Origin of the sequence: Halorubrum rutilum (genome assembly GCF_042665015.1) — an archaeon.
Taxonomy (GTDB): domain Archaea; phylum Halobacteriota; class Halobacteria; order Halobacteriales; family Haloferacaceae; genus Halorubrum; species Halorubrum rutilum.
The window spans coordinates 153,277-173,928 of sequence record NZ_JBHTBL010000005.1 but is presented as its reverse complement, the minus strand read 5'-3'; the positions used below and the strand labels follow the sequence as shown (position 1 = coordinate 173,928).

Genomic DNA, 20,652 nt, shown 5'->3' with positions numbered 1-20,652 from the left:
GCTCCGAACGGATGACCGAGACCGGCGACGGGCCGACGGTGCTGGTCGCGCTCGCGAACCCGCGGACCGAGGGCGCGCTCGTCGCGCTCGCCGGCGCGCTCGCCGAGCGCGAGGGCGGGCGCGTGCTGGCGATCCACGTCGTCACCGTCCCCGATCAGACGTCGCTGGAGAAGGCCGCCGAGAACAGGGAGCGGCTCGACGACTCCTCCGCGGAGCTGCTCGACGCCGCCGTCGCCGACGCGGCCGCCTTCGACGTGCCGGTCAGGACGAAGACAGTCCTCTCGCACCGCGGGATCGAGGAGGTGTTCGACGCCGCCCGGACGAGCGACGCCGACGCCGTCGTGATGGGGTACGGCGGGACCCGGTTCGCCGGCGGACGCGTGGAGGGGTCGCTGGACGAACTCGCCCGGGACCTCCCGTGCGACTTCCTCGTCCTCGACGGCGAGCGGCCGGACCCCTCGGACGTGCTCGTCCCGACCGCCGGTGGCCCCTCCTCCGACCTCTCCGCGGAGGTCGCGGCGGCGCTCCGGGACGTCGCCGGCGCGGAGGTCTCGCTCCTGCACGTCGTCGAGCCGGGCGACGAGGAGACCGGCCGGGCGTTCCTCGCGGACTGGGCCGACGGTCACGGCCTCGCCGACGCGACGCTGCGGGTCGAGACGGGCGACGTCGAGGAGGCGATCGAGCGCGTCGGCGAGGGGTACGGCCTCGTGATCGTGGGGGCGACGGAACGGGGGCTGCTCTCGCGGATCGTCCGCGGGTCGCTGGCGTCCGAGGCGGTCGAGCGCCTCGACGCGCCGGTGTTGCTCGCGGAGCGCCCGTCGTCGCGATCGCTCCGCGAGCGGCTTTTCGGGGGGCGATGACGTCGTCCGGTTCGAGCGTTTCGCCGTCCGAGTCGCGCATCTCTTAAAATATAATGAATATTTATACGAGTCCGGCGGGTAGCGGGCGCCATGTACGACGACGAGGAGCTCTCCGAGATCCGCGAGGCCAAGGCGTCGTGGGAGGCGGAGACGCTCGGCCCGACCCTCGACCGGCGGGGCGAGCGGAGGGAGCGGTTCGCGACGGTGTCGAACCGCGAGGTCGACCGCCTCTACACCCCCGCGGACGTTGCCGACCTCGACTACGGCGAGGACCTCGGCTTCCCCGGCGAGGAGCCGTACACCCGCGGCGTCTACCCGACGATGTACCGCGGCCGGACGTGGACGATGCGGCAGTTCGCGGGGTTCGGCACCGCCGAGGAGACGAACGAGCGCTTCCGCTACCTCATCGACGAGGGACAGACCGGCCTCTCGACGGCCTTCGACATGCCGTCGCTGATGGGGCTCGACTCCGACGACCCGATGTCGCTCGGCGAGGTGGGCAAGGAGGGCGTCGCGGTCGACACGCTCCGGGACATGGAGGTCCTCTTCGACGGCATCGACCTCGCCGAGGTGTCGACCTCGTTCACGATCAACCCGAGCGCGCCGGTGATCTACGCGATGTACGTCGCGCTCGCTGACCGGCGCGGAATCCCGCGCGAGGAGCTCCGCGGGACCCTCCAGAACGACATGCTCAAGGAGTTCATCGCGCAGAAGGAGTGGGTGATCCCCCCGGAGCCCTCCCTCGATCTGGTGACCGACACGATCGAGTTCGCGGTCGACGAGACCCCCAAGTTCAAGCCGATCTCGGTGTCGGGGTACCACATCCGCGAGGCGGGGTTGACCGCGGTCCAGGAGCTCGCCTTCACCCTCGCCGACGGGTTCGCGTACGTCGAGGCGTGTCTCGACCGCGGGCTCGACGTCGACGCGTTCGCGCCGCAGCTCTCCTTCTTCTTCAACGCGCACAACTCGGTCTTCGAGGAGGTGGCGAAGTTCCGCGCCGCCCGCCGGATCTACGCGCGGATCATGGGCGAGTGGTACGGCGCCGAGGCCGACGCCTCGAAACGGCTCAAGTTCCACACCCAGACGGCGGGGCAGTCGCTGACGGCCCAACAGCCCCTGAACAACGTCGTCCGCGTCACGCTCCAGGCGCTGGCGGGCGTGCTCGGCGGCACCCAGAGCCTCCACACCAACTCCTTCGACGAGGCGCTCGCGCTTCCCTCCGAGCGGGCCGTCCGGGTCGCGCTCCGCACCCAGCAGATCATCGCCGAGGAGTCGGGCGCGGCCGACATCGTCGATCCGCTGGGCGGCTCCTTCGCGGTGGAGGCGCTCACCGACGAGGTGGAGGCGGAGGCGACGGCGTATATCGAAGAGATACGGGACATGGGCGACGGCTCCGTCCGCGACGGGGTGCTCCGCGGCATCGAGCGGGGGTACTTCCACCGCGAGATCCAGGAGGCGTCCTACGAGTACCAGGAGCGGGTCGACGAGGGCGAGGAGACCGTCGTCGGCGTCAACGCCTACCGGGTCGAGGCGGACACGGAACCCGACCTGCTCCGCGTCGACGAGACGACCCGGGAGCGCCAGCTCGACCGGCTGGAGTCGGTGAAGGCGGAGCGCGACGACGACGCGGTCGAGGCCGCCCTCGACGACCTCCGCGACGCGGTCGACGCGGGGGAGAACGTCGTGCCCGCGATCGTCGCGGCCGTCAAGGCGTACGCGACGATGGGGGAGGTCATGGACGTGTTCGAGGCGGAGTACGGGAGCTACCGCGAGCGCGTCGGGGTGGCCTGAGCGGCGCGAAAAACTGAGACGGCGGGACGGGCGGACCGGCGGCGCGTCACGCCGGGTCGACCGGCCGAGCGGACTCCGCGCACCACGCGTTGCCGCGGCGGCCCGCCCGCCAGAGGTCGAGCTCGACGACCGAGCCGGCGTCGAGCGCCGACAGCTCGGCTTCCACGTCGGGATCGTCGTATTCGACGACGTACAGCGTCCCGTTGCGCGGGTATTCACGGAGCGTGATCGCCCCGTGGTCGTTACACGCGTCGACGATCGTGTACTTGCCAGTGCGGTCCATCCCGCGTCGAGCTACGAAGTGTCCCATGTTAACGCTTGTGCGAACGGGCGCCGAGCCCGCACGCGGCGGCCGCGAACGGTCCACTTTACTCGGCGCGCCGCCTCGCTCGGGTATGACGGAGACGGAGGTCCCGGAGGACCACCCGCGGTACGCCTCGCTCGTGACGCGTCACCGGATCGAGGCGGGCGTCGAGAAGGGGATCACCTCGAAGCAGGGGCTGATCGCACAGGGGCGCGGCGAGGCGTTCGACTACCTCCTCGGCGAGCGGACGCTCCCGAGCGCGGACCGCGCCGCGCGCGCCGCCGCGGCGACGCTGCTCGCGGCCGATCGCCCGGTGATCTCGGTGAACGGCAACGTCGCCGCGCTCGCGCCCGCGGAGACGGTCGAACTCTCCGAGGCGGTCGACGCCGACCTGGAGGTGAACCTCTTCAACCACACCGACGAGCGCGCCCGGCGCATCGCCGACCACCTCCGCGAGCACGGCGCCGACGAGGTGAAGGGGCTCGCCGGCGACGGCGAGATCCCCGGCCTCGACCACGCGCGCGGCGTCGTCGACGCCGACGGGATCGAGGCGGCCGACGTCGTCGTCGTCCCGCTGGAGGACGGCGACCGCGCCGCGGCGCTCGACGCGATGGGGAAGACGGAGATCGTGATCGACCTCAATCCCGGGAGCCGGTCGCCGCGGACGGCGGACGTCCCGATCATCGACAACCTGATCCGCGCGGTGCCGAACGTCGCAGATCACGCGCGCGACCTCGCCGACGCCTCGCCCGAGGAACTGCGGGGGATCGGCGACGCGTTCGACGCGGACGAGGCGCTCTCGGCGGCGGAGACCGCGATCCGAGAGGGGTCGCTCGAGACGCCCGACGAGCCGTAGCCGCGGGGCGGCCGCGAAGACGAGGCGGGCGGCGGGGGTGGGCCCCTCGTCGACGAGATATTAGGAAAACGAGGAGTAGCGTTCGCGGGACGTCGGAACTGCAAAGTCCGTCCCCGACCTAACGAGGGCATGGAACTCGACGAGACCGACCGCGAAATACTCAGGATCCTCCAGGAGGACGCCCGTACTCCCTTCTCGGAGGTCGCGCGTCGGATCGACATGTCGAGCGCGACCGTCCACGACCGGGTCGGGCGGATGGAGGAGGCCGGCGTCATCGAGGGGTACCACGCCGAGGTCGACCCCAAGGCGGTCGGCTTCGGGGTCAGCGCGTTCGTCGGACTCCGCGTCGAACAGGGGCGCGAGGAGGACGCGCTGGAGCGGCTCCGCGAGATCGACGGCGTCAGCGAGATCCACCTGACGACCGGCGAGTGGGACGTCATGCTCCGGGTCGTCGCCGCCGACACCGACAGCCTCCGCGAGCTGATGTTCGAGGAGATCGCGGAGATGGACGGGTTCTCGCGCTCGCAGACGATGATCATCCTCGGAACCGACTTCGACGACGACGGGCCGCCGATCTGAGCGGACCCCGCGGACGAGGCCCTCGCTGACGGGGTTCGCGGCGGCGCTCGGCCCCGACGACGCCGGGCCGCGCGACGAGCGGGGACCGGAACGCTAAACTCGGAAACACCCCGAACGGGAACCATGAGCACACCGGTCGCCGGACGGGTCGAGCGGTCACCGGAACGGGCGTGGGCGGCGATCGTCGGCGGGTTCGCGCTGCTGCTCGCGGTCGGGTCGGCCGTCTTCCCGCGGGCCGTGTACGACCGGTTCGTCTGGCGGTACTTCTGGGGGCCGGTCGTCGCCGACGGTCGGGGCGCGCAGTGCGCCGTTCGGGACGCGAGCGGGACCGAACTGCTCGGGAGCTCGTCGGCGTGTCAGGCCGCGGTCGACGCCGGCGAGGTCGTCGCGTTCCCGGGGTACACCACCGTCTCGACCGTGAGCTACGTGGTCGTCCTGCTCGCGATGCTGATCGGCGTGGTGTTCCTGCTCCGCCGGCTGGAGATCGGCGAGGAGCTCCGGTTCTTCTTCGCGCTGTTCCCGTTCATGCTGCTCGGGGGCGCGCTCCGCACCGTCGAGGACTCGGGCGTCGCCGCGCTCCGCGCCGGCACGGAGCCGCTGATACCGTTCCCCGCGAGCGCGCTGCTGATCAGCCCGTTCATCTACTTCACCGCGTTCGGGTTCACGCTCGCCTGCGTCCTCGCGGCGTACGGGCTGGCGAACCGCGGGGTCGTCGACGACTACGCCCGGCCGCTGTTCGCGATGGGGGCAGTCGCGCTCGCGGCCTCGGTCGGCTACCTCTCGTACCTCGCCGCCGCGACCGACTACGTCGAGTTCTACCCGCAGGTGCTCGCGCTGACGTTGGTCGTCGCGACCGTCGCGACCGCGGTCACCTGGAAGCTCGCGACCCGCTACGAGCCGACGATCCGCCAAGGGACCGGCGTCGCCGGGATCGTCATCGTCTGGGGCCACGCGATCGACGGCGCCGCCAACGTGATCGGGCTCGACTGGATGCCGGCGCTGACCGGGACCGCGAACCTCGTCCCGAAGCACGTCGTCAACGCGCTGATCGTGAACTGGACCGGGCGGCTCCTCCCGGACCCGATCGTCGCCGTCACCGGCGACGCGTGGCCGTTCCTGCTGGTGAAGCTCGTCGCCGCGTCGTTCGTCGTCTGGGTGTTCAACGGCGAGATGTTCGAGGAGTCGCCGCGGTACACGCTGATGCTGCTGATCACCGTGCTGGCCGTGGGGCTCGGCCCCGGCACGCGGGACATGCTGCGTGCGACGTTCGGTATTTAAATAGGCGAATCGGTTTAGTCCGGTATCCGTCAATTTTCGCTTTTGGTGGCGCTGAGAGCGCTTTAGAGAATTCAGTCGCTTGTATATAAATGGCTGATCACAGATCGGCGGTGAACACCTCCAAAGCCCCAGCCGCAAGGAGGGCGCACGCTCGCTGTCGTTCGAAAGGCGCTCCGCGCCTTTCGTGATGACGAGAGAGCTTCGCTCTCTCGAACCACGCGCTTCGGTCGCTCGCGTTGCTCGCTCCCTGCAGTGCTTACGTCGCCTGCGCCCTCCTTGCGGCTGCCCCTTTGAGTCCCACCCGCCAGCACCGCACCTCACGCCTCCCCAGCCTCGTCGGTGGTCCTCCGCGGTGCTCCGGACCACCGACTCCCTCGTGCGGTCTGCTCGCGCCCGATGGGCGCTCGCAGGCGCACGCCACAACGGTCATTCGTTTTTAGTAGCGCCGACCGGGTGCAGCGAGCGGTCGATGTCAACCCCGTTCCGCAACGGTATCTTATAAGCCGCCAGGGGCAGAACGGTCTCGGTAATGCTACAGGGGGTCAACGTCGCGCTCGGCGTCTCGGGGAGCATCGCGGCGGTGAAGGTCGTCGAACTCGCCCACGAGCTCCGCCGACAGGGCGCGAGCGTGCGCGCCGTCATGTCTCCGGCGGCGACCGACATAATCCACCCGTGGGCGGTCGACTTCGCGACCGACGAGCCCGTCGTCACCGAGATCACCGGGGACGTGGAGCACGTCGAGCTCTGCGGCCGCGAGGGGTGGGCCGACGTGCTCCTCTTGGCGCCGGCGACCGCGAACACCGCCGGGAAGGTCGCCGGGGCGATCGACGACACGCCCGTGACGACCTGCGCGACGACCGCGCTCGGCGCCGGGATGCCCGTGGTGATGGCGCCCGCGATGCACGAGCCGATGTACGACCACCCGGGCGTGTTGGAGGCGCTCGACCGGCTGGAGGCGTGGGGCGTGACGTTCGCGGACCCCCGGATCGAGGAGGGGAAGGCGAAGGTCGCCGCGGAGTCGGAGATCGTCACCGAGGTCGCCCGCGCGACGACCCCGCAGTCGCTCTCGGGCGCGCACGTCGTCGTCACGGCGGGCGCGACGAAGGAGCGCATCGACCCGATCCGGATCTTAACGAACCGGGCGTCGGGGAAGACGGGTCGGGCGGTCGCCCGAGCGCTCTACGTCCGCGGCGCGAAGGTGACGCTCGTCCAGGACGGCCCGGACGTGCCCTACGCCGACGTCGTCGCCGTCGAGACCGCGGACGAGATGATGGCGGCCTGCCGGCGGACCGCGGCCACCGCCGACGCGCTGGTGTCGGCGGCGGCCATCTCCGACTTCACCGCCGACGCCGTCAACCAGAAGATCCGGTCGGGCTCGCCGCTCTCGGTGGACCTCCGCCCCACGCCGAAGCTCATCGACTCGGTCCGGGAGGCGTACCCCGACCTGCCGATCGTCGGGTTCAAGGCCGAGACGTCGGGCGACGACGCCGCGATGGTCGCGGAGGCCGAGCGGATCCGCGACCGCGTCGACCTCGCGTTCGTCGTGGCCAACGACGCGAGCGTGATGGGCGACGACGAGACGCGCGTCCTCCTCGTCGGCGACGAGGGCACGGAGCCGGAGGAGGCGGCGGGCTCGAAGGACCGGGTCGCGGGGCGGATCGCCGACCGGCTCGCGGCCGCGCTCGGGCGGGACGCGGCGGGGTAACGACCCCCTCCGGCCGCGAGAGGGACGACGGCGACGCGGTCGATTCGTTCGACATCGGCTGGGATACAAACTGTTTTGAGGCGGTAGGGAAAGGATCCCGATAGAGATACCTATGTGCACAGAGACGGTGGCCCTCGGACCCGCCGGAGGTGTGGTGGGTGACTGACGCCGCCGACGCCGACGGGCCCGTCGCGGACGACGCCGACGCGGAGCCGGCGTCGACGGTCGTCGTCCCCGTCGAGCCGTCGCCGACCCTCCGCGCGACGGTCTCCCACGTCGTCGAGGCGGCCGTCGACGGCGAGTTCTCCGCGATCCACTTCGTGGAGATCGCCTCGTGGCGCGACGGCGACCCGGGGTCGGACGACCACAGCGCCGAGGCCCGGCGCGTCCTCGAGCGGGTGGTCGCGTGGGCGGAGGCGGACCTCGACGACGCCGACGGCGACGCGGGCGACGGCGTGACGGTCGCCTCGGCGCTGATCGGCGCGGAGGGGTACCTGTTCGGCCCGGACGACTACGTCGAGGTGCTCGCGGGGTACGCCGAGGAGCACGGCGCCGACGCGGTGGTGCTCGACCCCGAGTACACGCCGGTCGGCAACACGACGCTGCTCCAGCCGCTTGAGTTCGCGCTGTCGAACACCTCGCTGGACGTCCGGACGGCCCCCGTAGGGCGCCCGACCCGACCGGAGCGGCTCCGGAGCGAGGCGACCGGCGTGCGGTTCGCGGCGATGTTCGGCCTCTCGCTCGCCTTCTACTTCGTGCTCGGCGACCCCCTCTACTGGTTCGACTGGGTGACGGGCGTCGCGACCGCCGCGATCGTCTCGATCACCCTCTCGCGGGTCAGCTTCGACGCCGACCCGGCGGTCCCGCGGACGCCGCTGCGGCTGGTCCGCGGCGCGGTCTACGTCCCCGTCCTGCTGTACGAGATCGTCGTGGCGAACCTGGTGGTCGCCCGCGTGATACTCGACCCCAGGCTCCCGATCGACCCGACGCTGAACCGCGTCCGGGTGATCGTCGGGAGCGGGCTCCCGCTGATGACGCTCGCGAACTCGATCACGCTGACGCCGGGGACCCTGACGGTCCGCGCCCGCGACAGCGACCTCTACGTCCACTCGCTGCTCCCGTGGGCCCGCGAGGGGCTGTTCGACGGCTCACTGGAGCGGTGGACGCGCTTCGTCTACTACGGGCGCTCGGCGGCCCGCCTTCCCACGCCCCGCGAGCGCGACGACCACGCGATCCTGCAGGGCCCCGACGCGACCGAGGAGCTCCCGATCGCCGCCGCTGACGGCGGCGCGACCGACGCGGACGGGATCGAGGCGGGCGACGGCGACGACGGACCGCCGGTCGAGGACGACGGCCCCGCCGCCGAGGACGAGGGGGTGACCGACGCGTGACGCTCGTCGACGTCGCGGTCGCCGCCGGCTACACTGTCGGCGACTTCCTCCTCTTCGCGGCCGCCGGGTTCGCGGTGCTCGCGATCGGAATGTTATACCGGGCGGTGAAGGGGCCGACGATGCAGGATCGGGTGCTCGCGGTGAACGTCCTCGGGACGAACACCGTCGTCATCCTCGCGATCCTGGCCGCGGCGCTGTCGGAGCCGACGTTCCTCGACATCGCCTTAGTGTACGCGCTGCTGAACTTCCTGATGGCGATCGCCATCTCGAAGTTCACGGTCGAGCGGGGTGGTGTGCTGTGACCGAGACGCTCGGGGCGCTCGGGACGGTCCGCGTCGCGCTGGTCGTCGCGTTCACCCTGCTCGGGCTGTTCTTCACGTTCGTCTCCATGACGGGCGTGCTCCGGCTCCCGGACGTCTACTCCCGGGCCCACACCGCCTCGCAGGCCGACACGCTCGGGGCGGGCTTCGGGCTCGCCGCCGTCGCGCTCGCCGTCGGCTGGGAGGGCGCCGGCTTCAAGTCGATGCTGCTGCTGTTCTTCATCTTCGTGACGAACCCGACTGCGGCCCACGCGATCGCCCGGGCCGCCTTCGAGGAGGGGATCGTCCCGTGGACCGAGGGGGACGACCGGCGATGACGGGAGCGATCGCCCTCGCACCGTCGACGCCCGCCCAGGCCCCCGTCGTCGCTCAGGTCACGGCCATCGAGGCGAGCCTGCTCGCGTTCGTCGTGTTGACCGCGCTGGCGACGGCGCTGGCGCGCGACGTGCTCGCGGCCGTCATCGTCTTCGGCGCGTACAGCCTCGGCATGGCCGCGCTGTACACGTTCTACCGCGCGCCGGACGTCGCGCTGACGGAGGCGGCGATCTCCGCCGGGGTGACCACCGTCCTCCTCCTGTTGACCCTCGCGAAGACGACGCGGATCGACCACGACGTGGCCTTCGAGTCGGTGAACCTCCCGGCCGTCGGCGCCGTGGGAATCCTATTCGGGGGGCTCCTGCTCACGATGGGCGACATCCCGGCGGTCGGCTCGCCCGACGCGCCGGTGTGGTCGAACCCGGAGGTGAGCCAGTGGTACCTCAGCGAGTCGTACGCACAGACCGGCGTCGAGAACACGGTGATGGCGGTGCTGGCGGCGTTCCGCGGATTCGACACCTTCGGCGAGGCGGTCGTCGTCTTCGCCGGCGGGATCGCGGCCCTCATCGTCCTCCATCGAGAGGTGTTCGCATGAGCGACGTTCGCCCCGAGGACGAGACCGCCGGCGGCGACGCGGTCGGCGGCGCGGCCGACGCGACCGACGCGGAGTCGTCCGGAGGGGGAAGCGACGAGGGCGAGTCGGACGTCCCGCCGCACCGGGCGGTCCCCCGGTCCGGGCGCCTCGACTCCGAAGAGCGGCAGGGGACCCCGTACACGGAGAGCCAGGTGATCATGCCGACGGTGAAGATCGTGGCGCCGTTCGCGTTCACCTACGGCCTGTTCATCACCTTCCACGGCGCCGGGTCGCCCGGCGGCGGGTTCCAGGGCGGCGCGATCGTGGCCGCCGTCGTCTTCATGATCGCGTTCGCGTTCGGGATCGAGGCGACCCGCGACTGGCTCGCGAACACCGTCGTCGTCGCGCTCGCGGTCGGCGGCGCGCTGGCGTTCGCCGGTATCGGGCTGATCCCGGTGGCGCGCGGCGGCGCGTTCCTCCAGTACGACCTGCTGCCGATCCCGGTGAAGTACGGGTTAGAGAGCGTCGAGGTCTTCGGCATCGCGGCCATCGTGAGCGGCGTGCTCATGGGGCTGTTCTTCCTGCTCGCGAACGGGTTCGACTCGGACGGGAGCGGGTTCGGCGATACCGGTTCCGCCGAGGACGACGCCGACGAGCCCGCTGGCGAACCCGGCGGTCGGGAGTCGGACCGCACCGCGGCCGCCGACGGGGGTGAGCGATGACGGGCGCCGCGTCCGCCGTCCCGGTCGCGGATCCCGCCGTCGCGCTCGCGTCCGCGGGGGCGTTCGAGGTCCTCGCGACGAGACACGCCTACGTCGCGTTCGCGGCGCTCCTCTGCGTCGGCCTCTACATGATGATAGCGAACCCCAACCTCGTGAAGAAGATCATCGGGCTCAACCTGTTCCAGACGGCGATCTTCCTGCTGTTCATCGCCTCCGCGTACGTCGATGGGGGCGCGATACCGATCGTACCCTCCGGGGGGCCCGAGGGCGGAACGTTCGTCAGCCCGCTCCCGCACGTGATCGTGCTCACCGCCATCGTCGTCGGCGTGAGCCTCACGGCCGTGGGGCTCGCGCTCTGTATCCGCATCTACGACGAGTACGGGACGCTGCGGACGGACGTCCTCCGCGAGCTGATGCGCGACGAGGGGTCGCTCCCGTCCGGCCCGACCGCCGAGGGCGACGGGGACGCGTCCGGCGTCGACCCGGCGGACGTCGAGGCGACCGTCGGCGGCGACGAGACCGCGACCGACGGGGGTGTGAGCGATGACTGACGTCCTCCTCCCGCTGGCGATCGCCGTCCCGATCGTGGCGGCCACGCTGCCGATCGCGCTCGGACTGCGGTACGACGACGTCGGCTGGCCGATCGCGGCGGTCGCGACGACCGCGGTGGTCGGGATCGCGGCCGCGATCGCCGCCGAGGTCGCGGTCGGGGGCCGGCTCAGTCACGCGCTCGGCACCTACCGACCCCCGATCGGGATCGAGCTCGTGGCCGACCCGCTGTCGGCCGCGGTGCTCGCGCTGATCGCGGTCGTCTCGCTCGCGACGCTCGCCTTCTCGCGGGTGGCGGGCCCGCGCGGGAATCCCTTCTACAGCGCCTACCTCCTCCTCGTCGGCGGGCTCTCGGGGATGGCGCTCACGGGCGACCTGTTCAACATGTTCGTCTTCCTGGAGATCGTCGGGATCACGACGTACGCGCTCATCGCCGCCGACCGCTCCGGGGCGAGCGCGTACGCCTCGCTGAAGTACCTCGTCGTCGGGACGGTGGGCGCCTCGTTGTACCTCGTCGGCGTCGGCTACGCGTTCCTCGCGACCGGGACGCTGAACATGGTCGACATGCGCGAGCAGATCGTCGCGCAGGCCGGCTACGGCGACCCGCTGATCCAGGCGAGCTACGCGCTGATCGTCGCCGGGCTCGCGCTGAAGATCGCCCTGTTCCCGGTCCACACGTGGCAGCCGGACGCCTACCAGCGCGCGCCGGACGCCGTCACGGCGGTCGTGGCGGCGCTCGTCTCGACGACGAGCGCGTACGCGCTGATCCGGGTGACGTACACCGTCTTCACCGTCGACTTCCTCGCCGCGAACGACGCGATCACGACGGCGATGCTCGTCGTCTCCGGGGCGTCGATCCTCGCGGGCTCGGTGCTCGCCGCGATGCAGTCGGACCTCAAGCGCATGTTCGCCTACTCCTCGGTCGCGCAGTTCGGGATGATCGGGGCCGCGATCGCGTTGGCGAACGAGACCGCGCTGCTCGGCGGGATCGTCCACCTGATCGGCCACGGGCTGCTGAAGTTCGGGCTGTTCCTCGGGATCGGCACCCTCGCGCTCGGCTACGGCGTCCGGCGGATCGAGGACGCCGCGAGCGCCGCGCGCGAGGCGCCGTTCACGGCCGGGGCGATCGCCCTGCTCGGCCTCGGCCTCGTCGGGATCCCGCCGTCGGTCGGCTTCCTCGGGAAGTGGTACATCGGCGTCGGCGCGGTCGAGTCGAGCATGGCCGGCGCCGGGCCGGCCGGGATTGGGATCGCCGCCGTGATCTTCGTCAGCACCCTGTTCACGCTCTCCTACGTCGCGCGGCTGATCGAGCGGTTCTACTTCGCCGGCGTCGGGCTCCCCGGCGGCCGCGCCGACGAGGCGGCGGCCGACCACGGCGGCGACCCCGCGAGCGGCCCGAGCGAGGACCCGACCGGCGCGGTCGCCGACGGCGGGGACGAATCGGGTGACGGCGAGACGCCGGCCGGCGGGACCCCCGTCGCGCCCGTCGCTGGCGCGCCCCGGCCCTCGCTGGTCCCCGACCGCGTGCCGCCGGCGTCGCTGGCGGTGCTCCTCGTCACGACGCTCGTCACGGTCTCGCTCGGCTTCGCCGGCTTCGCGCTCGCCGAGTGGTTCGGTCCGTTCCTCACGGAGGTGTTCGCATGACTGACGCTCTCGTCTCTGACCCACGACCCCTACTGGCCGTCCTCGTCTCGTTCGTCGCGGCGTTCTTCATCGTCGCGTCGCACCGCTCGCCGAACGTCCGCGAGGGGTGGACGATCGCCGCCTCGGTCGCGAAGTTCGGGATCGTCGCCTCGATGCTCCCCGCCGTCCTCGACGGCGCCGTCTTCGAGTGGTCGCTCGGGGCGTTCCTCCCCGGGATCGAGTTCGCGCTGCGCGCCGACGCGCTCGGCATGCTGTTCGCGTTCCTCGCCAGCGGGCTCTGGATCGTCACCTCCTTCTACAGCATCGGCTATATGCGCGGGAACGACGAGACGAACCAGACTCGGTACTTCGCCGCGTTCGCGGTGTCGCTGTCGGCGACGATGGGGATCGCGTTCGCGGGCAACCTCGTGACGATCTTCGTCTTCTACGAGATCCTCTCGATCGCGACGTATCCGCTCGTCGCCCACGACGAGACGCCCGAGGCGCGCTCGGCCGGCCGGAAGTACCTCGCGTACACGATGTTCGGCGGCGGCGTGCTCGTGCTCGCCGGCACCGCGCTCGTCTACCTGATCGCCGGCAACGTCTCGTTCACGGCCGGCGGGATTCAGGAGCTGGCGAACGCCGACCCCGGCCTCGCGATGCTCGCCTTCTTCCTGCTCGCGATCGGGTTCGGCGTGAAGGCCGGGATCATGCCGCTCCACCAGTGGCTCCCCGAGGCGATGGTCGCGCCGACGCCCGTCTCCGGGCTGCTCCACGCGGTCGCGGTCGTCAAGTCCGGCGCGTTCGGCGTCTCGCGCGTCGTCCTCGACGTGTTCGGCCCGGAGCTCGTCTTCGAGCTCTCGCTCCCGTTCGGCTTCTCGGCCGGGCTCGTCCTCTCGACGATCGGCGCGATCACGCTGACGGCGGCCTCGATCATCGCCATGCGGAAGGACCACCTGAAACAGCGGCTCGCCTACTCGACGGTGAGCCAGCTGAGCTACATCGTCCTCGGGCTCGGGCTGTTCGGCTGGTACGGGCTCGTCGGCGCGCTGCTGCACATCCCGGCGCACGCGTTCATGAAGCTCACCCTGTTCTTCTGTGCCGGCAACCTCCACGTCTCGACGCACACCGACTACATCTCCGAGATGGCGGGGATCGGCAAGCGGATGCCCCTGACGATGGGGGCCTTTACCGTCGCCTCGCTCGGGATGGCCGGGATCCCCCTCCTGGCCGGCTTCGTCAGTAAGTACTACATGCTGATCGGCGGGATCCGGATGGGCGCCCGGCTGACCCCGGTCGCCTACTACCTCGCCGGCGCGCTGCTGCTCTCCGGCGTCCTCAACATCGCGTACTTCTGGCCGGTGATCTACACCGCCTTCTTCGAGGCGGAGGACGACCACGACGCGAAGCCGCTCGTCGACTTCCGGCTGGGCGGGGAGTCGCGGTCGACGCTGGCGGCGACCGATGGCGGCCGGCCTGAGGACGAGAGCGACGACTCCGAAAACGACGACTCCGAGGTCGACGAGGTCGTCGAGAGCGCCGAGGACGGCGCGGCGGTCGAGGACGCGTCCGCCGGCGACGACATCGAACTCCCCGACGATTCCGACATCCCCGACGCTGAGCTCGACGACCTGCCGACCGACGAGGAGGGTGTCGTCCGGCCGGACTTCGACACGAGCGAGCGCGACTTCTCCGAGCCGGCCGAGCGCGTCGACACCGGGGATTACGCGGTCGACGCGCGCCCCTCCGACGCCGACGTGCCGTTCGGCGTCGGACGGAGCGACGACTCGACCTTAGGCGACGGCGAGCCGGACGACGGCGACACCGACGACACGGCCGGTGACGGCCACGACGACGATCACACCGACCACGGCGCACACGACGACCACGGCCACGCCGGCGGCCCGCCCGCGGGCGGCTGGCGACATATCGACGGCCTCGACGCTCTCCGCGGGCGCGAGTCGTCGTGGTTCACGCTCGGACCGATCCTCACCGCGATGAGCCTCGCGGTGCTGCTCGGCGTGATCCCCTACGAGATGGGCTTCCTGGAGCTGATCGAGCTCATCGTCGACACGCGGCTCCCAGAGGAGGCGATGCGCCCGTGAACGCGATTCTCACCTCGCTGCCGCCGTACGTCGTGCTCGCGGCGGCGGCGTTCCTCGTGCTCGGGCTCCCGCGCCGGGCCGGCCACGCGGCGGCCGCGCTGGCGACGGGGTTCGCGTTCGTGCAGGCGGTGCTGCTCGGTGACGGCGGCATGGGAACCCACCTCGCCACCCAGCTGTTCGGCTTCGACGTGGTGTTGTTCAACGTCGACCAGTTCTCGCTGTTGATGGGGGTCGTCGTCGGCTTCCTCGCGACGGCGGCGGTGCTGTACGCGTACGGCACCGAGGCGCCCAAATGGGTGACCGCGTTCGCGCTGGTGTACGTCTCCTCGACGCTCGGGACGATCTACGCCGGCGACTGGCTCACCCTGATCTTCTTCTGGGAGCTGATGGCCGTCACCAGCACCCTGCTGGTGTGGCAGTACGGCGGCGCGGCGGTGCGGGCCGGCTACCGCTACGCGCTGTTCCACGGGATCGGGGGGACGTTCTTCCTCGGCGCCGTCGTCGTCCACGGCGCGTCGATGCTCGGCAGCGTGCCGGCCGCCGAGATCTTCCTGTTCTCGTCGACGACCGGGATCCACGCCAGCGCGACCGTGCTCGCGGCGATCGGCGTCGGCGTCAACTGCGGGTTCATATTCCTGCACACGTGGCTGCCGGACACCTACCCGCGCCCGCACGTCGCGGCGTCGGTGTTCCTCTCCGTGTTCACGACGAAGACGGCGGCGTACGTGATGTACCGGACGTTCCCCGAGGGCGGCATGTGGCTGGCGTACCTCGGCGGGTTCATGGCCGTCTACGGCGCGTTCTTCGCGCTGCTGCAGTACGACCCGCGCCGGCTCCTCTCGTATCACATCCAGGCGCAGCTCGGCTACATGCTGGCCGGGTTCGGGCTCGCGACGTACGTGGGCGAGTTCGCCGTCACCGGCGGGTTCGCCCACCTGTTCAACAACGTGCTGTACAAGAGCCTCCTGTTCATGGCCGTCGGCGTCGTGATCTACCGCACCGGCGTCGAGGACATCCGCGACATGGGCGGGCTCTGGCGGGAGATGCCGGTCGCCTTCCTGCTGTACGTCGTCGGCGCGGCCTCGATTACGGCGGTCCCGGGGTTCAACGGATTCATCTCGAAGGGGATGGTGATCGACTCGGCGCACGAGGTCCACAACTACGTGCTCCTGCTGGACAGCGGGCTCCTCTGGTGGCTGCTGATCCTCGGCGGCGTGGGGACGTTCATGTCGTTCATCAAGCTCGGCTACTACGTGTTCTTCCACGGCTCGGCGACGCTGTCGCCGGACGACGCCACGCCGTTCCAGACCGCCGGCATGGCGCTCGCGGGCGGCGCCTGTATCTTCTTCGGGGTGTTCTACACCCAGCTGATCGAGCTGATGCCGTTCACGGAGCTCATCCTCAGCGAGGACGTCTATTTCAAACCGTACAGCACGAGCCACCTGACGGAGAGCGCGGCGCTGCTCGTCGCCGGCTTCGTCGGCTTCTTCGCGCTGAAGCGGCCGCTCGGCTGGCTCGCCCACCGGATGCACGACGTCGACGCGGTCACGTACCCGGCCGCGTTCTACCTCGGCCGGGCGTCGGTGTGGGGCGTCACGGAGCTGTGGGCCGCCGTCGACCGCGCCGTGATGCGGCTCGTCGCCGCGGTCAAGCGGACCGCGATGCACCCGCGGGCGGCCGTCGCGGGGCTCGGCGTCGACGTCGAGATCCGGACCGGAATCGGCCGGAGCGTCCTCTTCCTGACGCTCGCGGCCGGCGTCGCGCTGTTCGCCTTCCTGCTGGCCTAGCCGGGTCATCCCGTCGGTCCGGTCGGTCGCGGGGGCGGTCCGGTCGGTTCCGAGAGCGGTCCGGTCTCAGTCGGCCTCGTCGCCGACTCGCCGGGCTCGCTCGCTGAGCGTGAGGAAGGCGACCGCTCCGAAGAAGACGACCACGAATCCGACGACCGCGGCGTCGTCGCTCCCGGCGTACTGAGCGAACAGCAGCGGGCCGACGCTCAGCCCGAAGAGCCCGACGCCGTAGCCGATCCGGTCGGTGCGGTCGTCGAACCCGGGGGCTTCCGCGAACAGCGAGACGTCGAACGCGAGGGAGAAGTACGCCGCTCCGGCGTAGACGGCTGCCGTGGCCAGCGCGATCGGGACGCGGGGAACGAGCCGATGGAGGCCGGCGCCGACGGCGAGGCCGACGCCGACCGAGAGCGGGAGGGCACGGTTCACGACCGGATGTTCGGCGGGGTCCCTGATAAAACTGCGAGTGGCGGCCGCTCAGTACTCCTCGTACGCGAGGTTCATCATCCACTGCGAGAAGGCGTCCGCCTGCGGGTCCACCTCCTCCTCGCCGATGAACGGCGACAGCATGTCGCCGGCCATCAGCAGCGAGAAGTCGAGGTCGCGGGGCGCGGGCTCCAAGTAGTACGTGTTGTGCCCGTCGTAGACGGTGTCGGACCGCTGGATGAGTCCCGACTCCTCTAGCGCCTCCGCGATGCGGCTCCCCTTGCGCGAGGAGACGTCGAGTTCCTTCCAGAAGTCGCTCTGGTGGATGCCACCCGTCTCGCGGATGAGTTCGAGGCCGGCCCGCTCGTCCTCCGACAGCTCGGCCTCGAGTTCGGACACGCTCATGGTCGAACACCCGCCCGCGACTCGCTTAAAACTGGCTTTCCGTCCCGTCGCGGCCGGAGGAGCGGCGACGGGGGACACCCGTCACGGGGGCCGCGGACCGCGTCACGTCCCGCCGTCGGCCGCGCCGAAGTCGCTCGGGACCGACACGGGCGCCGTCGGCGTCTCGCAGGGCGGCCCGTCGGCATAGGCGAACTCGGGAGTCCCCGTCGGGTCGGCGCTCGTCCGGATCCGAGTGAACGACCGCGTCCCGAACCCGTCGCCGTGGAGGCAGGCGCCGTACTCGTGGTCCGCGAGGACGTCGCTCGCGCGGTCGACCCACGACGCGCCGGATTCGCCCGGTTCGGGGACCAACGCGGCCGCGACCCGACGCGCGCTGTCGGCGCGCTCCGCACCGAACTCCCGGCGGCGCTCCGGGACCGCGAACCGCTCGACGCCGTTCACCACGCCGCCGACGTTGCCGACGACGTGGACCCCGGGGTCGAGCCGGGTGACCGCGAGGCCGCCGTCGTACGAGAGCACGAAGGCGGCGGTGTCGTCCGCGAGCACGAGGTTGAACCCGTCGTACGCCCGGGTTTCGAGATCGCGCTCAACGGCGCGCGCGGCGGCCTCGGCGGAACCCGCTTCGAGGCAGTCCCGGACGAGGAGCCCCCTGGAGCGGTCCCCCTCGCGGTCCGCGTCGAGCCAGCGGTTGGTGACCGCGACGGCGACCCCGGCGGCCGAGAGGCCGATCCACGTCCCGCCGGCCTCGGCGTCGCGCGGAGCGACGTATCGGACGCCGTCGCCGTCGGCGGGGTCGCGCAGCGCCGGCGGCTCCGCGGGCCGGTCGAGCGCCTCGTCGCGGTTGGCGGCGAGCGCGACGGGGGCGTCGCCGAACGCGCGCCACGCGAGGGCGAGGGTACACACGAGTAACCCTCCGAGCGAGGGGGAGGAAAAACCCGCGGTCGAAAGGGGCGTATTCTTTACTCACAATAAAAGAAATCTTTTGGTGGCTGACCACGTCGGTTCGCGTATGAACGCGATAGCCGTGTACGAAGGGGCCGAGAAACCGGTCGTGACGGAGAAGCCGCGACCGGAGCCCGCGCCCGGGGAGGCGCTCGTCCGGACCCTCCGGGTCGGCGTGGACGGGACGGACCACGAGGTCATCGCCGGCACTCACGGGGGCGCGCCCGAGGGCGAGGACCACCTCGTGTTGGGTCACGAGGCCGTGGGCGTCGTCGAGGACCCGAACGACACGCCGTTCGAGGTCGGCGACGTGGTCGTCCCGACGGTGCGACGTCCGCCGAACGGCGCGAACGAGTACTTCGCGCGCGGCGAGCCCGACATGGCGCCGGACGGCGAGTACCACGAGCGCGGCATCGTCGGCGCGCACGGCTTCATGGCCGAGTACTTCACCAGCCCGGCGGAGTTCCTCGTCGAGATCCCGCCCGCGCTCGCCGAGTGGGGGTTCCTCGTCGAACCGATCTCCATCGCGGAGAAGGCGATCGAGCACGCGTACGCCAGCCGGTCGGCGTTCCACTGGGAGCCGGAGTCGGCGCTGGTGCTCGGTAACGGCTCGCTCGGGCTGCTCACGGTCGCGACGCTCGACGCCGACTTCGATCGGATCTACTGCCTCGGTCGCCGCGAGCGACCGGACCCGACGATCGACGTCATCGAGTCGCTCGGCGCGACGTACGTCAACTCCAACGAGACGCCCGTGCCGTCCGTCCCGGAGGCGCACGAATCGATGGACTTCGTCTTCGAGGCGACCGGCCACGCGCCGCACGCCTTCGAGACCATCGAGGCGCTCGCCCCGAACGGGGTGGGCGCGCTGCTCGGCGTCCCGGGCGACTGGGAGTTCGAGGTCGACGGCGGACGGCTCCACCGCGAGTTCGTCCTGCACAACAAGGCGCTCGTCGGCAGCGTCAACTCCGGCTACGAGCACTTCGAGGCCGCCGCCGACTCGCTGTCCCGGTTCGACGAGGGGTTCCTCGGCGATCTCGTCACCGGCGTCTACGGGCTCGACGAGGTCGAGGCCGCGTTCGCGGATGACGACACGACTATTAAAACGGCGGTCGAATTCGGCGCATATGAAGAACGTTGACGACCTGATAGACAGCGCGGCCGAGCTCGCGGAGCACGGTCTCTCGAAGGGCGAGATCGCCGACGAACTGAACGTCTCCCGGGAGACCGCGAGCTGGCTCGTCGAGCGCGGCGGAGGGAGCAACGCCGCGGCCGAGACCGCGGCCCCCGGGTCGACCGCCGACATCCACGTCGACTGGTCGGCGCTGGGGCGCGACTCGACGCGGCTCGGCTACGCCGCGAGCGCGATGGCCGACCTCCTGGCGAAGCAGGGCGAGGCGGTCGACCTGACCGTCGGGATCGAGAAGGCCGGCGCGCCGCTCGCGACCGCGGTCGCGGACCGGCTCGACACCGACCTCGGGACGTACGCCCCGGCCAAACACCAGTGGGAGGAGGGCGACATCGACGAGCAGGGCGGCGGCTTCTCCCGGAACTTCGCGGCGATCCGCGACCGCGACTGCTACGTCGTCGACGACATCATCACCTCGGGGACGACGATGCGGGAGTCGATCAACGCGATCCGCGAGCAGGGCGGCGAGCCCGTCGCCTGCGTCGTGCTCGTCGACAAGAAGGGGTACGACGAGATCGACGGCGTCCCCGTGTACTCGCTCGTGGACGTCGTCCGCGTCGACCGCGACGAGTAGTCGGCCGCCACCCAAACACCGACTGCGGTCGGTGCGCGCCTCCGAGCGGCCGCCCTCGGCGGCCGCGAGTCAGCGCGTGCGAGGGAGTCGCGAGGGAGCGGGCGACCGCCGGGAGCCCCGACCGAGCGACGAGGCTGGGGAGGCGTGAGGTGCTGTGTGGAGCGGTGCGGGGCGGGACTCAAAGGGGCAGTCGGGAGGACGGCGCAGGCGACGCAAGCACTGGAGGGAGCGAACGGAGTGAGCGACCGAAGCGCGCAGCGAGCGTGCGCCGTCCTCCCGGCTGGGGCTTTGGCTGTATTCACCGATTATCAAGCCTCAACCGCGTATAGACGAGCGCATAGAAATTCGAAAATAACGATTGTA

General features: G+C 71.0%; 21 protein-coding genes. 17 read left to right on the top strand and 4 right to left on the bottom strand.

Going from position 1 to position 20,652, the window contains the following annotated elements; genetic code table 11:
• Nucleotides 1-11: 11 nt before the first annotated feature.
• Nucleotides 12-860, top strand: coding sequence for a universal stress protein (locus ACFQMF_RS07150; RefSeq protein ID WP_256409450.1), 849 nt, complete (start codon nt 12-14; stop codon nt 858-860).
• Between the two features lie 90 nt (nt 861-950).
• Nucleotides 951-2,651 carry an acyl-CoA mutase large subunit family protein gene (locus ACFQMF_RS07145; RefSeq protein WP_256409449.1) on the top strand — a complete coding sequence of 567 codons (1,701 nt, stop codon included), beginning with the start codon at nt 951-953 and terminating at the stop codon, nt 2,649-2,651.
• Between the two features lie 46 nt (nt 2,652-2,697).
• On the opposite strand, the gene ACFQMF_RS07140 is transcribed toward ACFQMF_RS07145, so the two are convergent.
• Nucleotides 2,698-2,934 (bottom strand): hypothetical protein, encoded by a 237-nt coding sequence (locus ACFQMF_RS07140; RefSeq protein ID WP_256409448.1) that lies wholly within the window; start codon nt 2,932-2,934, stop codon nt 2,698-2,700.
• A gap of 112 nt (nt 2,935-3,046) precedes the next feature.
• On the opposite strand from ACFQMF_RS07140, the gene ACFQMF_RS07135 reads away from it, so the two are divergent.
• The 13 genes from ACFQMF_RS07135 (at nt 3,047) to ACFQMF_RS07075 (ending at nt 16,759) form a co-directional block, all read left to right on the top strand.
• Nucleotides 3,047-3,811, top strand: a complete 765-nt coding sequence (locus tag ACFQMF_RS07135; RefSeq protein WP_256409447.1) for a 4-phosphopantoate--beta-alanine ligase — start codon at nt 3,047-3,049, stop codon at nt 3,809-3,811.
• Between the two features lie 129 nt (nt 3,812-3,940).
• Nucleotides 3,941-4,390, top strand: a complete 450-nt coding sequence (locus tag ACFQMF_RS07130; protein ID WP_256409446.1) for an Lrp/AsnC family transcriptional regulator — start codon at nt 3,941-3,943, stop codon at nt 4,388-4,390.
• Nucleotides 4,391-4,513: 123 nt separating this feature from the next.
• A complete protein-coding gene (locus tag ACFQMF_RS07125; RefSeq protein WP_256409445.1) occupies nt 4,514-5,668 on the top strand; it encodes a DUF63 family protein in 1,155 nt (384 codons plus the stop codon).
• Between the two features lie 529 nt (nt 5,669-6,197).
• Nucleotides 6,198-7,373, top strand: a complete 1,176-nt coding sequence (coaBC, locus tag ACFQMF_RS07120) for a bifunctional phosphopantothenoylcysteine decarboxylase/phosphopantothenate--cysteine ligase CoaBC (RefSeq protein WP_256409444.1) — start codon at nt 6,198-6,200, stop codon at nt 7,371-7,373.
• Nucleotides 7,374-7,522: 149 nt separating this feature from the next.
• The gene (locus tag ACFQMF_RS07115; protein WP_379791764.1) at nt 7,523-8,764 is read left to right on the top strand and encodes a monovalent cation/H+ antiporter subunit E; all 1,242 of its coding nucleotides are present in this window, start codon (nt 7,523-7,525) and stop codon (nt 8,762-8,764) included.
• Nucleotides 8,761-9,066: a cation:proton antiporter gene (locus ACFQMF_RS07110; protein ID WP_256409442.1), complete on the top strand. Its 306-nt coding sequence runs from the start codon at nt 8,761-8,763 to the stop codon at nt 9,064-9,066. Before ACFQMF_RS07115 ends, ACFQMF_RS07110 begins: the two co-directional genes overlap by 4 nt.
• On the top strand, nt 9,063-9,401 hold the full coding sequence (gene mnhG / locus ACFQMF_RS07105; RefSeq protein ID WP_256409441.1) for a monovalent cation/H(+) antiporter subunit G: 339 nt from the start codon (nt 9,063-9,065) through the stop codon (nt 9,399-9,401). Before ACFQMF_RS07110 ends, mnhG begins: the two co-directional genes overlap by 4 nt.
• Complete coding sequence (locus tag ACFQMF_RS07100; protein ID WP_256409440.1) at nt 9,398-9,994, top strand: DUF4040 domain-containing protein; 597 nt, start codon at nt 9,398-9,400, stop codon at nt 9,992-9,994. Before mnhG ends, ACFQMF_RS07100 begins: the two co-directional genes overlap by 4 nt.
• Nucleotides 9,991-10,695, top strand: coding sequence for an MnhB domain-containing protein (locus ACFQMF_RS07095; RefSeq protein WP_256409439.1), 705 nt, complete (start codon nt 9,991-9,993; stop codon nt 10,693-10,695). The genes ACFQMF_RS07100 and ACFQMF_RS07095 overlap by 4 nt, the downstream gene beginning before the upstream one ends.
• Nucleotides 10,692-11,246 (top strand): cation:proton antiporter subunit C, encoded by a 555-nt coding sequence (locus ACFQMF_RS07090; protein ID WP_256409438.1) that lies wholly within the window; start codon nt 10,692-10,694, stop codon nt 11,244-11,246. Before ACFQMF_RS07095 ends, ACFQMF_RS07090 begins: the two co-directional genes overlap by 4 nt.
• Nucleotides 11,239-12,888, top strand: coding sequence for a proton-conducting transporter transmembrane domain-containing protein (locus ACFQMF_RS07085; protein ID WP_256409437.1), 1,650 nt, complete (start codon nt 11,239-11,241; stop codon nt 12,886-12,888). Before ACFQMF_RS07090 ends, ACFQMF_RS07085 begins: the two co-directional genes overlap by 8 nt.
• A complete protein-coding gene (locus ACFQMF_RS07080) occupies nt 12,885-14,972 on the top strand; it encodes a cation:proton antiporter (RefSeq protein WP_256409436.1) in 2,088 nt (695 codons plus the stop codon). The genes ACFQMF_RS07085 and ACFQMF_RS07080 overlap by 4 nt, the downstream gene beginning before the upstream one ends.
• On the top strand, nt 14,969-16,759 hold the full coding sequence (locus tag ACFQMF_RS07075) for a Na(+)/H(+) antiporter subunit D (protein ID WP_256409435.1): 1,791 nt from the start codon (nt 14,969-14,971) through the stop codon (nt 16,757-16,759). The genes ACFQMF_RS07080 and ACFQMF_RS07075 overlap by 4 nt, the downstream gene beginning before the upstream one ends.
• Before the next feature lie 66 nt (nt 16,760-16,825).
• Here ACFQMF_RS07075 and ACFQMF_RS07070 read toward each other — a convergent pair whose 3' ends face one another.
• From ACFQMF_RS07070 to ACFQMF_RS07060, 3 genes are all read right to left on the bottom strand, one after another.
• Nucleotides 16,826-17,185, bottom strand: a complete 360-nt coding sequence (locus ACFQMF_RS07070; protein ID WP_256409434.1) for a hypothetical protein — start codon at nt 17,183-17,185, stop codon at nt 16,826-16,828.
• A 48-nt stretch (nt 17,186-17,233) separates the two neighbouring features.
• Nucleotides 17,234-17,587 (bottom strand): helix-turn-helix transcriptional regulator, encoded by a 354-nt coding sequence (locus ACFQMF_RS07065; RefSeq protein ID WP_092562122.1) that lies wholly within the window; start codon nt 17,585-17,587, stop codon nt 17,234-17,236.
• 102 nt (nt 17,588-17,689) lie between these two features.
• A complete protein-coding gene (locus ACFQMF_RS07060) occupies nt 17,690-18,490 on the bottom strand; it encodes an NRDE family protein (RefSeq protein ID WP_256409433.1) in 801 nt (266 codons plus the stop codon).
• A gap of 106 nt (nt 18,491-18,596) precedes the next feature.
• On the opposite strand from ACFQMF_RS07060, the gene ACFQMF_RS07055 reads away from it, so the two are divergent.
• Complete coding sequence (locus tag ACFQMF_RS07055) at nt 18,597-19,667, top strand: glucose 1-dehydrogenase (protein WP_256409432.1); 1,071 nt, start codon at nt 18,597-18,599, stop codon at nt 19,665-19,667.
• Complete coding sequence (gfcR, locus tag ACFQMF_RS07050) at nt 19,654-20,289, top strand: transcriptional regulator GfcR (protein ID WP_256409431.1); 636 nt, start codon at nt 19,654-19,656, stop codon at nt 20,287-20,289. Before ACFQMF_RS07055 ends, gfcR begins: the two co-directional genes overlap by 14 nt.
• Nucleotides 20,290-20,652 lie beyond the last annotated feature (363 nt).

What these genes read in the sequence shown, in the direction of transcription:
- ACFQMF_RS07085 (WP_256409437.1), top strand. Translation starts at nt 11,239, where the DNA reads ATGACTGACGTCCTCCTCCCGCTGGCGATCGCCGTCCCGATCGTGGCG.
- ACFQMF_RS07055 (WP_256409432.1), top strand. Translation starts at nt 18,597, where the DNA reads ATGAACGCGATAGCCGTGTACGAAGGGGCCGAGAAACCGGTCGTGACG.
- ACFQMF_RS07135 (WP_256409447.1), top strand. Translation starts at nt 3,047, where the DNA reads ATGACGGAGACGGAGGTCCCGGAGGACCACCCGCGGTACGCCTCGCTC.
- gfcR (WP_256409431.1), top strand. Translation starts at nt 19,654, where the DNA reads ATGAAGAACGTTGACGACCTGATAGACAGCGCGGCCGAGCTCGCGGAG.
- ACFQMF_RS07090 (WP_256409438.1), top strand. Translation starts at nt 10,692, where the DNA reads ATGACGGGCGCCGCGTCCGCCGTCCCGGTCGCGGATCCCGCCGTCGCG.
- ACFQMF_RS07065 (WP_092562122.1), bottom strand. Translation starts at nt 17,587, where the DNA reads ATGAGCGTGTCCGAACTCGAGGCCGAGCTGTCGGAGGACGAGCGGGCC.
- ACFQMF_RS07145 (WP_256409449.1), top strand. Translation starts at nt 951, where the DNA reads ATGTACGACGACGAGGAGCTCTCCGAGATCCGCGAGGCCAAGGCGTCG.
- coaBC (WP_256409444.1), top strand. Translation starts at nt 6,198, where the DNA reads ATGCTACAGGGGGTCAACGTCGCGCTCGGCGTCTCGGGGAGCATCGCG.
- ACFQMF_RS07150 (WP_256409450.1), top strand. Translation starts at nt 12, where the DNA reads ATGACCGAGACCGGCGACGGGCCGACGGTGCTGGTCGCGCTCGCGAAC.
- ACFQMF_RS07125 (WP_256409445.1), top strand. Translation starts at nt 4,514, where the DNA reads ATGAGCACACCGGTCGCCGGACGGGTCGAGCGGTCACCGGAACGGGCG.
- ACFQMF_RS07100 (WP_256409440.1), top strand. Translation starts at nt 9,398, where the DNA reads ATGACGGGAGCGATCGCCCTCGCACCGTCGACGCCCGCCCAGGCCCCC.
- ACFQMF_RS07140 (WP_256409448.1), bottom strand. Translation starts at nt 2,934, where the DNA reads ATGGACCGCACTGGCAAGTACACGATCGTCGACGCGTGTAACGACCAC.
- ACFQMF_RS07095 (WP_256409439.1), top strand. Translation starts at nt 9,991, where the DNA reads ATGAGCGACGTTCGCCCCGAGGACGAGACCGCCGGCGGCGACGCGGTC.
- ACFQMF_RS07130 (WP_256409446.1), top strand. Translation starts at nt 3,941, where the DNA reads ATGGAACTCGACGAGACCGACCGCGAAATACTCAGGATCCTCCAGGAG.
- ACFQMF_RS07080 (WP_256409436.1), top strand. Translation starts at nt 12,885, where the DNA reads ATGACTGACGCTCTCGTCTCTGACCCACGACCCCTACTGGCCGTCCTC.